The following is an 8203-nucleotide window of genomic DNA, read 5'->3' as shown; positions in this document are numbered from 1 at the left end:
CGGGGCCCCTGCCTTTTTCTTTTTCCCTTGCTTGTGATCATGTGAAAACGTATTCTGGCCGCCTTTCAGAGGGCCTTCAGTCCTCGATGTCGATCTCCATCGCATTCGCCAGTGCGAGGAGCAGTCCCTGAGCGTCGGTGCTCTTCACGGAGACGCCGCGGAGGCTCTCCACCCCGCTGATGTCCGTCAGGTCGCAGTCGGAGAACCGGGCCTTCGCGGCGTTGGTGCGGTGGAACCTCGCCCGTTCGAGGGTGCACCCCTCGAAGCGCACTCCCCTGATGTCGGCCTCCTGGAAATCGGCCTCGGCGAGGTTGCAGTCGCGGAAGACGACGTCCTTCAGCGTCGAGTAGCCGAACGAGGCCATGTCGACCCTGCATCCCTCGAAGACCACGTCCCGGATGACGCACGCCGACCACACCGCACCGGTGAGTCGGCTGCCCCGGATCGTCGCCCGCATCAGGGACCCGTCCCGCACCTTGACGCCGGCGAGGTCGGCGTTCTTGAGGTCCGCCTCCTGCATGAGCACACGGCGGAGCGCGGATCCCGTGAGCCGGGTGTGGGTGAACGTGCAGCCCTCGAATTCCGCGTCGTCCGCCGTGCGGTCGGTGAGGTCCAGGCCCCCGAAGGCGAGCGCGGAGTAGAAGCCCTCGTCGACGAGATCGTGCTCCGGCAGGTCGGCCTCGGTCAGCTCGGCCGGGAGCGTCGGGGCCTTGGGGCGGGCGGGCCGTGCGGATCGGTCGGTGCTCGGCGAAGGCATAGGGGCCAGACTAGTGGGGGCCGCCGACACCTGCGCTCGTTGTAGGCTTCCCCCTTCACCGCCCACCCCTGCCGTTCGAAGGGGCCGAAGGGATCGAAGGGAAGGCCGTCCCATGTCCTCTGAGACCTCGGCGAGGCTCCTCCGGCTGCTGTCGCTCTTCCAGGCCCGCCGGGACTGGACCGGGACAGAGCTCGCGGAGCGGCTGTCGGTGACACCGCGCACGGTGCGGCGCGACGTCCAGCGCCTGCGCGACCTGGGGTACCCGGTCGACGCGACCCCGGGGGTCGCCGGGGGCTACCGCCTCGGCGCGGGGTCGACCCTTCCGCCCCTCCTGCTCGACGACGAGGAGGCGGTCGCCGTCGCCGTGGGACTCCGGTCGGCCGCCGCCGGCGGGGCGCTGGCGGGGATCGAGGAGACCTCGGCCCGTGCGCTCGCCAAGCTGGAGCAGGTCCTGCCCTCCCGCCTGCGGCGCAGGGTCGGGGCGGTGAACGCGTTCACGGACGCCATCGGCCGGCGGGCCCCGCTCGTCGAGAGCGAGCACCTGGCGGAGATCGCGGCCTGCTGCCGTGACACGGAGAGCCTGCGGTTCGTGTACCGGACCTACGACGGGGCCGAATCGCGGCGCCTGGTCGAGCCGCACCGGATGGTCCACGTGTCGGGGCGCTGGTACCTGTTGGCGTGGGACGTGAACCGCGACGACTGGCGGGTCTTCCGGCTCGACCGCATGGAGGGGCCGATGTCGCGGGGGCCGCGCTTCCGGCCGCGCACTCCCCCGGACGACGCCGCCACCTACGTCGCGAAGGGCATCTCCAGTTCGGCCTACTCCCAGCAGGCGCGGATCATCCTGCACGCGCCCGAGTCCGAGGTGGCGCAGCGCCTGTCGCCGATGGTCGGCATCGTGACGCCGATCGACGAGAGCTCGTGCGAGCTGCGCACCGGGGCCCACGGCATGGAGACCCTGGCGATCCACCTGGCCTTCCTCGGGTACGAGTTCACGGTGGTGGAGCCTCCGGGCGTGGTGGAGTACCTGCGTGAGCTGGCGGAGCGGATCGGTCGGGCCGTGGCCTCCGCCGACTCCGCCGCATCCCTGCCCTCCGGCCCCTCCGCTCACTCGGGGCCCTCCGGGGGCGGCGCGGAAATGTCGACATAGCGCCAGGTCGATAATTCGACTCGTCCCTAAAGAGGGAAAGAGGCCGTCCGAAACCGGTGGGCCGCTCGGGCACACGCGGCTCCGCCCGCACCGCCCACGGCGGGATGCGGGTGCCCGCGGCCGCGTCGCGCGGCCGGCCGTCCCCTACAGGATGCTCCTCGCCGCCCCCGGTCGGTGCGGCGGTCAGGGCCGGGCCCTGAGAGGCGGCCGGAGGCACGCCTCAGGAGCGCGGGGCTCCCGGAGGGTCCCCGCGTCCTCGCGCCGACCGGCGAGGGGCCGGTCAGAGGCCTGCGGGGGCTAATCCTCGTCGTTCGATGGAACAGGCGGTGTGTCCATCAGCTGGCGCACCAGCGCTATGAACTCTTCGTCGCTCATCGCGGCCCAGTCCACACGCTCGTTCATGTTGAGCGGTTTCCCCGGCTTGAAGATCGATAAGCATGATGAGCCGGATCCGGCCGATGTCATCGCGGTGAACGTCGTGTCGCACCCGGTATGGGCCCCGAGGGTCAGATGCGGCGGTTCACGGCCCCTCGGCACTGGGGGCACCGGCAGCGCTTGTTGAAGCCGGTCACCGTGCCGTGCGGCAGGGCGGGGTCGCGCTCGGCGGTGAGCGTGGCGTCCAGCTGCTCACCGAACTGCCCGAGGATCCTGGCGGCGGAGAACACCCGCTGGGGCGTCAGGCCGAGCTCACGCGCGGCGTCGTCGATGTGCGTCCCCTTGCGCAGCTTCGCGATGAGCCGTGAACGCACGGGGGGCGGGAACTCCTCCTCGGCGTTCGCGATCAACTGCTCGGCGTCGTCGATGGGGTGGCTCATTATCGTCCTTCTCAAGGGTCCGTCCTGGTGCATGGTACGCGTTAAGTGACGCGTGCGTTCTTCGGTGATCCTGGTCACCAGGGGTGGGAGAAGCCTTCCCGGCCCGCCGGCGTTGAAGAGGGACGAAAGTCGGACTGCGGGGACCGACCGGATTCCTCCTCCAGAAGTAGGGGTGAGTGAACCGCTTCCCCTTGTCCCTTATCCCCTCCCCCGCGTGCATCGGCGCCCCCGGAACCGTATCCGTGGGGGCGGCGGTGCCCAGGGGGTCCATGAGGTCGGTGGGGCCACAGGGAATTCTGCGCCTGAAGGCATCGGTCGGCGGCGGCACAGGGCTGAAGGTCCCGCGCCGAGGGGTGGTGACGGGGTCCGAATGGCCCGGGCACGGACCCATTCCCGGCCGATTTCTAGGAATTCATTGCTAGAGGCTAGGCATAGTGCTTCGCTAGAGCCACGGAAACCGGTACTTCGCGTGTACGGGACAGCGCCATGACCAGCCCCACCGTCCGCCGACGCCGTCTGAGCGCAGAGCTCCGCCGGCGCCGTGTCCAAGCCGGGATGACGCTCAGCGACGTGGCCGACGTCCTGGAATGGTCCCCCGCCAAGCTCGGCCACATCGAGACGGGGATCCGCAAGTGGCCGTCGGTGATGGAGGTCTCCGCGCTGCTCAAGCTCTACGGGGTGACGGGGGGCCAGCGGGAGGCCATCCTGACGCTGGTGCGCGAGTCGCGGCTGCGGCCCTGGTGGACGGAGTACGAGGACGTGCTCTCCTCGGCCTATGTCGGCAACGAGGCCGGCGCGGTGGCCATCGACACCTACGCCGGGATCCTCGTGCCCGACCTGCTGCAGGTGCCCGAGTACACGGCGATGCTCGCACGGGCCCAGGGGTGCGGGGAGCGCGCCGCCGAACGCATGGTCGCGGCCTACCTCAAGCGCCAGGAGGTGCTCGACCGGGACACCCTGCTGCACTACCACGCCGTGCTTGAGGAGGACGCGCTGCGCCGCGTCTCGGGCGACCCGGACCTTCTGCACGCGCAGCTGCGGCGCATCGTGGACCTGCTGCGGGGCAATGAGCGGGTGAGCGTGCGCCTGCTCGCGGCGTCGGCGGGGCCGCACGCCGGGGCGTCGGGGCCGTTCACGGTGCTGGAGTTCGACGAGGACGAGGCGTCGCTGGCGTTCGTGGACGCCCCGCACGGCGGGTCCATCGTCGAGTCCGAGGACGGGGTCCGCGGGTGCCAGGCGGTCTGGCGGCGGCTGAACGAGACGGCCCTGACGCCGGAGGAGACCCTGACGAACCTCAAGCGCCTTTCCCTGCTGACCTGAGAGGGCCTCTCCCGGCTCCCTGGCCCTGGACGGGACCCCGTGCCCGGAGAGCGGGAGAGGCGCCCTCGGCGTCCTCTCCCCCGCCGGATGGCCGGTCCCGGCCCGGTCCCTTGTGTTCCCGGGGCAGGGCCGGTCCCTCCGCGTGCGCGGCGCGCCGACTGGGCCGGTGAGCTGCGCCGGGGCGGCCGGACACGCCTGGGGTCCGTCACATCACGGCAAAGCCTGCACCGGGTTCGACCTGGGACGAGGGCACTGGGGCACGGCGGGGCCGGAGATCCGTCGGGGGGTTGCTAGTCTGCAAGGAGACAACCCCATAAAGTTCTCTACCGACGCCTTCCGCTCGGGTGGAAGGGCAGAGGGACTCCGGCCAGCCGCCGGGGCTTTCGCTCTCCGAGCCGCGCGTCCTTTCCTGACCCGAAATATCCGTGATCGAAGAAGGGGTCCACGCCGTGAAGAAGATCATCGTGCTGGTGCTGGTGGCCCTCGGGGCGTTCGCCGTCTACCGCAAGATCCAGGCCGACCGCGCCGAGCTCGACCTGTGGACGGAAGCCACCGCGGCTAGCGAGAACTAGTCCGACGCAGACCGGCGAGCCACGGCACGGCCGCGTGCCGGTGGCTGCCGTCTGCGTTCTTCATGTGGGCGGCGTTCGTCCCCTTGCGGCGCCCACACACCATCCCCTCCGCGAGGGCGGTATGCTCTACGCGTTCCCATGCCGCCCCGGCGGCATGCCCGGGGCCATAGCTCAGTTGGCAGAGCGCTGGTTTTGCATACCAGAGGTCAGGGGTTCGACTCCCCTTGGCTCCACCCCATGTGACGAGGGCGTTCACCAATGCAGGTGAACGCCCTCGGTCGTGTGACGGTAGTGGTTGACGGCAGTCGGCCTCAGTCGGCCGCTGAGGAGGTCCCCGGAGGGCCGTCGTCATCCGGTGCGTCGAGGGCGTCCCCGAGCTTGTCCAGGGCCTCACGCTGGCGTTCAGGGAGCACGTGCGCGTAGACGTTCATCGTGACGTTGATGGCGCTGTGCCCCAAGATCTCCATGATCGTACGCGCGTCCACACCCTGTGCGAGGAGCAGCGTGGCGCACGTGTGGCGGAGATCGTGCAGCCGGACATCGCGCAGCTTGGCGCGCTTGCACAACGCCGTGAACGAGCGGTTGAGGTTGCGCGGTTCGATCGGGGTACCGAACCGGGTGCAGAACACCAGTCCGTGCTCCCTCCAGTCGTCACCGGCCTCGTCCATCTCCTCCGACTGCCGGAGGCGATGCTCTCTGAGGACGGAGACCAGGCGGGAGGGCAGCTCTACCGACCGGCGTGACCGGTGCGTCTTCGGAGGGACGAACTCCAGACCGGCCCGAGTGCGCTGTAGCGTCTGCCGAACGGTCAGCCGGCCATGTGTGAGGTCCACGTCTTCCCAGCGCAGACCCAGAGCCTCACCACGGCGCAGTCCGATCCCCAGCGCGACCGCCCAGACTGCGTGCAGCCGGTCCCCCTCGGCCGCCTGGAGAAGCTGCTTGGCCTCTGCCACGGTGAGCGGCGTGATCTCGGGGTTCTCCACGCTCCCGAACTGAACGTTCTTGGCGACGTTGCGTACGATCAGGTCCTCCCGTACCGCTTGTTGAAGTGCCGTTCGGAGTAGGGCGTGTAGGTGCTTCACGGTCCGAGCCGAGGGGTAGCGCTTGCAGCACTTGCCGATCGCGCAGCAGCGTTGACGCTTGGACGGGTCACGGTGCTCCGAGGGCCGCTTGGCGTCGTGTCCGTTCGCGCAGCAGGTGCAGGTCTTACGCACCGAGGACAGCCACGTTCGGATGTCCTTGGCCGAGAGCTTCTTCAGCTTCTTCCTGCCGAGTCCTGGAGTGATGTACAAGCGGATGTACGTCTCGTAGCTCGCGTAGGTCGACGGGCGGACCTTCGGACGCGCCACGTGTTCCAGCCAGTAGGCCAGATACTGACCGACGCTCAGTGTGGTCGTCGCGGTCGGCAGGCCTTTGCGCGCGTTGGCGAGAGCTTCGGTGAGCTTGTCGTTCGCCTCGTCCCAGGAGCGGCCGTAGACGCTGACGCGGTGCCGGTCGCCGCTGAGGGTTTCGAAGTAGGCCGCGCCTTCCCAACGGCCGTCCTTGCGCTGGTAGACCGTGCCCTTGCCGTTCGGCTGGCGCTTGCGTGCCACTACGCGGCCTCCTCGTCGAGTCGCTGGGAGACGAACGAGTGCAGCCCTGCGGCGGGGATGAGCCGATGCCGTCCGGGCTTGAAGGACGGGAGGTCGCCGGTACGTAGGAGATCGAAGACCTTCCAACGGCTCATGTGCAGCAGCTCAGCAGTCTCCTGCACGGTCAGATAGGGCTTGCCGAACATCGCGGCAGCGTCGTTGCTCATGCGGCGTTCCCTTCCGTTGCCGAGAGTTGCGGGGAGCGTGCTGCGTCGAGCTGGGCCCGGCGTTTGAGGGTTTCGCCGACCGCGCGGAGGAGGCGGTGTTCGCGGGGCGGCACGTCCGGGTCGGTGGGGCGGGCGAGTTCCCAGGCGTAGGAGCCGTTGACCACCGGGAAGCCGCCGGCTTCGTCCGGGCCGGGGTCGGTGGGGTCGACGCCGAGCTGTTCGAGCACCCAGGCCAGGCGGTCTGCTTTGTGGTCGGCGAGGGTCTTGTTGGACCACTTGCGCGAGACCAGGACGCGCCGTCCGGCATAGCCCAGGTGCTGGCGCTTGTGGGCCTTGGAGCGGCAGAACCCCGGGGCCAGGCCCTCTTTGGCGCCGTCGGGTTGGATCCCGTAGCGCAGCCAGTTCGCGCAGCGGGGAGAGCAGGGTTCGAAGCGCAGGGCCTCCACGAGGCGGTCAACGTGGGCCTCCTGTGCGGGGGTTTCCACGGTGTGGCATTCGGCGATGTCCTTGGTCAGGTACTTCGCGAGGTAGCGCACGCACCGGTCCGCATCCTCGGACCCGGCCACGACGCCTTTGGCGTCGATCTGGGAGCCGAAGCGCACTACGTGGTGGGGTTCGGCGTGGGGGTCCTCGTCGAGAGCATCAAGGGCCTGTTCCCAGGTCGGCAGGACTTCCCCGGTGGCCGGGTCGCAGTAGTTGCCGGTCGCCTCGTCGAAGACGGGCAGGTGCGCCCCTTCGTAGACGGGTCCCTCGGCGGCTGGCCACCAGACCTGGTGGTAGGTGGCCGCCGCCACCTGGCGCAGCTCCGCACGCGGGAGCGTGCCTCTGACGGCCATGTGGACGTGCGGGGCGAGGCGGCGTTGGGGTTCGACCGAGGCGAAGTACTGCACGTCGAAGCCGGCCACCCGTCGGAGGTTCTGTACGAACCGGTCGATGAGCTTGGAGAAGTGCAGGGCGTCCCGCGCGGCCCGCCGGTAGTCGTAGGTCGAGGGGTCGACCGGGGTCCCGTCGCTCTTCACGCGGCCGTAGGAGTCCAGCGTCAGCGTGAGGAACATGGAGGGGCGGAAGACCTTGCCCGAGGCGGTGTCGGTGAAGGCCCGCCCCAGGGTGGAGCGCTTCATCTGCCTCTTGGGCAGGTCCGGGGCATCCTGCCGACGCCGGGTCGACCGGGACCGCCGGGACTTACCCGACGACGAGGAGGGGGCGACCGACCCGCGCAGGCCGGAGGCGGTGATCTCCTCGTCAAGGTCGGCGATCGCACCGTCGAGCGCTGCCAACTCCTCCGCCGAGGCCGTTCCCTCGTCGGCCAGGCGGTCACGTTCGGCCGTCACCACGGCCCGCTTGGCGACCCAGTCCTGTTGGACCTCGGTCGGGTCGTCGGGGGCGGGTTCGGGCTCGGAGGTGAGGTGCCAGCCCTCTTCGCACTGCGAGCGCCGCATGGACCTCTTGCGGCGGGCGCAGGCCGGGCACCGGGAGGCCAGGGTGGTCCCGCACGGAACGTCGATCACCTCGGTCGCACCGGTGGTGATGTCGGTCCGCCGCAGGGACACGGGGCGGATGCACACGCCCTTGTCGGCGGCGATCTGCTCGGCCACCTCACGCGCCAGGGGTTGCGCCATGCGTTCGGCCCTAGTGGACTTACCCGTCGGAGTCGGCATCAGCGCACCCCCGCCACGCAAGGCCTGGAGACCCGAACCGCATGCAGTCCCGAACCCCCAAACGCTCCGACCTGTACATGTGGACCGGTTGGCTGGTCTTCTCTGTGGCCCTCGTCTGGCTGACGTGGACCTG

Annotated in this window: 8 protein-coding genes and 1 tRNA gene; 4 read left to right on the top strand and 5 right to left on the bottom strand. The window is 69.8% G+C overall.

Annotated features, from left to right (window positions below):
* Window positions 1-76 precede the first annotated feature (76 nt).
* Window positions 77-757 carry a pentapeptide repeat-containing protein gene (locus C892_RS0106225; RefSeq protein ID WP_017556515.1) on the bottom strand — a complete coding sequence of 227 codons (681 nt, stop codon included), beginning with the start codon at window positions 755-757 and terminating at the stop codon, window positions 77-79.
* Between the two features lie 112 nt (window positions 758-869).
* Between C892_RS0106225 and C892_RS0106220 the strand changes: the two genes are divergently transcribed.
* Entirely contained in the window at window positions 870-1907 is a 1038-nt protein-coding gene (locus C892_RS0106220; RefSeq protein WP_017556514.1) for a helix-turn-helix transcriptional regulator, read from the top strand.
* A 506-nt stretch (window positions 1908-2413) separates the two neighbouring features.
* On the opposite strand, the gene C892_RS0106210 is transcribed toward C892_RS0106220, so the two are convergent.
* Window positions 2414-2722, bottom strand: coding sequence for a hypothetical protein (locus tag C892_RS0106210; RefSeq protein WP_017539886.1), 309 nt, complete (start codon window positions 2720-2722; stop codon window positions 2414-2416).
* Window positions 2723-3208: 486 nt separating this feature from the next.
* Between C892_RS0106210 and C892_RS0106205 the strand changes: the two genes are divergently transcribed.
* From C892_RS0106205 to C892_RS0106195, 3 genes are all read left to right on the top strand, one after another.
* Window positions 3209-4042 carry a helix-turn-helix domain-containing protein gene (locus C892_RS0106205; RefSeq protein WP_083932683.1) on the top strand — a complete coding sequence of 278 codons (834 nt, stop codon included), beginning with the start codon at window positions 3209-3211 and terminating at the stop codon, window positions 4040-4042.
* 449 nt (window positions 4043-4491) lie between these two features.
* Complete coding sequence (locus C892_RS32120; protein ID WP_017595396.1) at window positions 4492-4614, top strand: DLW-39 family protein; 123 nt, start codon at window positions 4492-4494, stop codon at window positions 4612-4614.
* Between the two features lie 160 nt (window positions 4615-4774).
* Window positions 4775-4847: transfer RNA gene (locus C892_RS0106195), tRNA-Ala, on the top strand.
* A gap of 78 nt (window positions 4848-4925) precedes the next feature.
* Here C892_RS0106195 and C892_RS0106190 read toward each other — a convergent pair.
* Genes C892_RS0106190 through C892_RS0106180 form a run of 3 tightly spaced genes read right to left on the bottom strand, consistent with a single transcriptional unit; the run spans window position 4926 to window position 8070 of the window.
* Window positions 4926-6206 (bottom strand): tyrosine-type recombinase/integrase, encoded by a 1281-nt coding sequence (locus C892_RS0106190; protein WP_017556513.1) that lies wholly within the window; start codon window positions 6204-6206, stop codon window positions 4926-4928.
* The gene (locus C892_RS0106185) at window positions 6206-6412 is read right to left on the bottom strand and encodes an excisionase family DNA-binding protein (protein WP_017556512.1); all 207 of its coding nucleotides are present in this window, start codon (window positions 6410-6412) and stop codon (window positions 6206-6208) included. Before C892_RS0106185 ends, C892_RS0106190 begins: the two co-directional genes overlap by 1 nt.
* Window positions 6409-8070 (bottom strand): replication initiator, encoded by a 1662-nt coding sequence (locus tag C892_RS0106180; protein ID WP_026124169.1) that lies wholly within the window; start codon window positions 8068-8070, stop codon window positions 6409-6411. The genes C892_RS0106185 and C892_RS0106180 overlap by 4 nt, the downstream gene beginning before the upstream one ends.
* Window positions 8071-8203 lie beyond the last annotated feature (133 nt).

Source organism: Nocardiopsis baichengensis YIM 90130, from assembly GCF_000341205.1.
GTDB classification, from domain to species: Bacteria; Actinomycetota; Actinomycetes; order Streptosporangiales; family Streptosporangiaceae; genus Nocardiopsis_A; species Nocardiopsis_A halophila.
Note: the sequence above shows the minus strand (reverse complement) of the source record. Positions and strands in the feature narration are given on the sequence as shown.

Coding starts and splice junctions, on each gene's coding strand:
- C892_RS0106225 (WP_017556515.1), bottom strand. CDS start 757: ATGCCTTCGCCGAGCACCGACCGATCCGCACGGCCCGCCCGCCCCAAG.
- C892_RS0106220 (WP_017556514.1), top strand. CDS start 870: ATGTCCTCTGAGACCTCGGCGAGGCTCCTCCGGCTGCTGTCGCTCTTC.
- C892_RS0106210 (WP_017539886.1), bottom strand. CDS start 2,722: ATGAGCCACCCCATCGACGACGCCGAGCAGTTGATCGCGAACGCCGAG.
- C892_RS0106205 (WP_083932683.1), top strand. CDS start 3,209: ATGACCAGCCCCACCGTCCGCCGACGCCGTCTGAGCGCAGAGCTCCGC.
- C892_RS0106185 (WP_017556512.1), bottom strand. CDS start 6,412: ATGAGCAACGACGCTGCCGCGATGTTCGGCAAGCCCTATCTGACCGTG.
- C892_RS0106180 (WP_026124169.1), bottom strand. CDS start 8,070: ATGCCGACTCCGACGGGTAAGTCCACTAGGGCCGAACGCATGGCGCAA.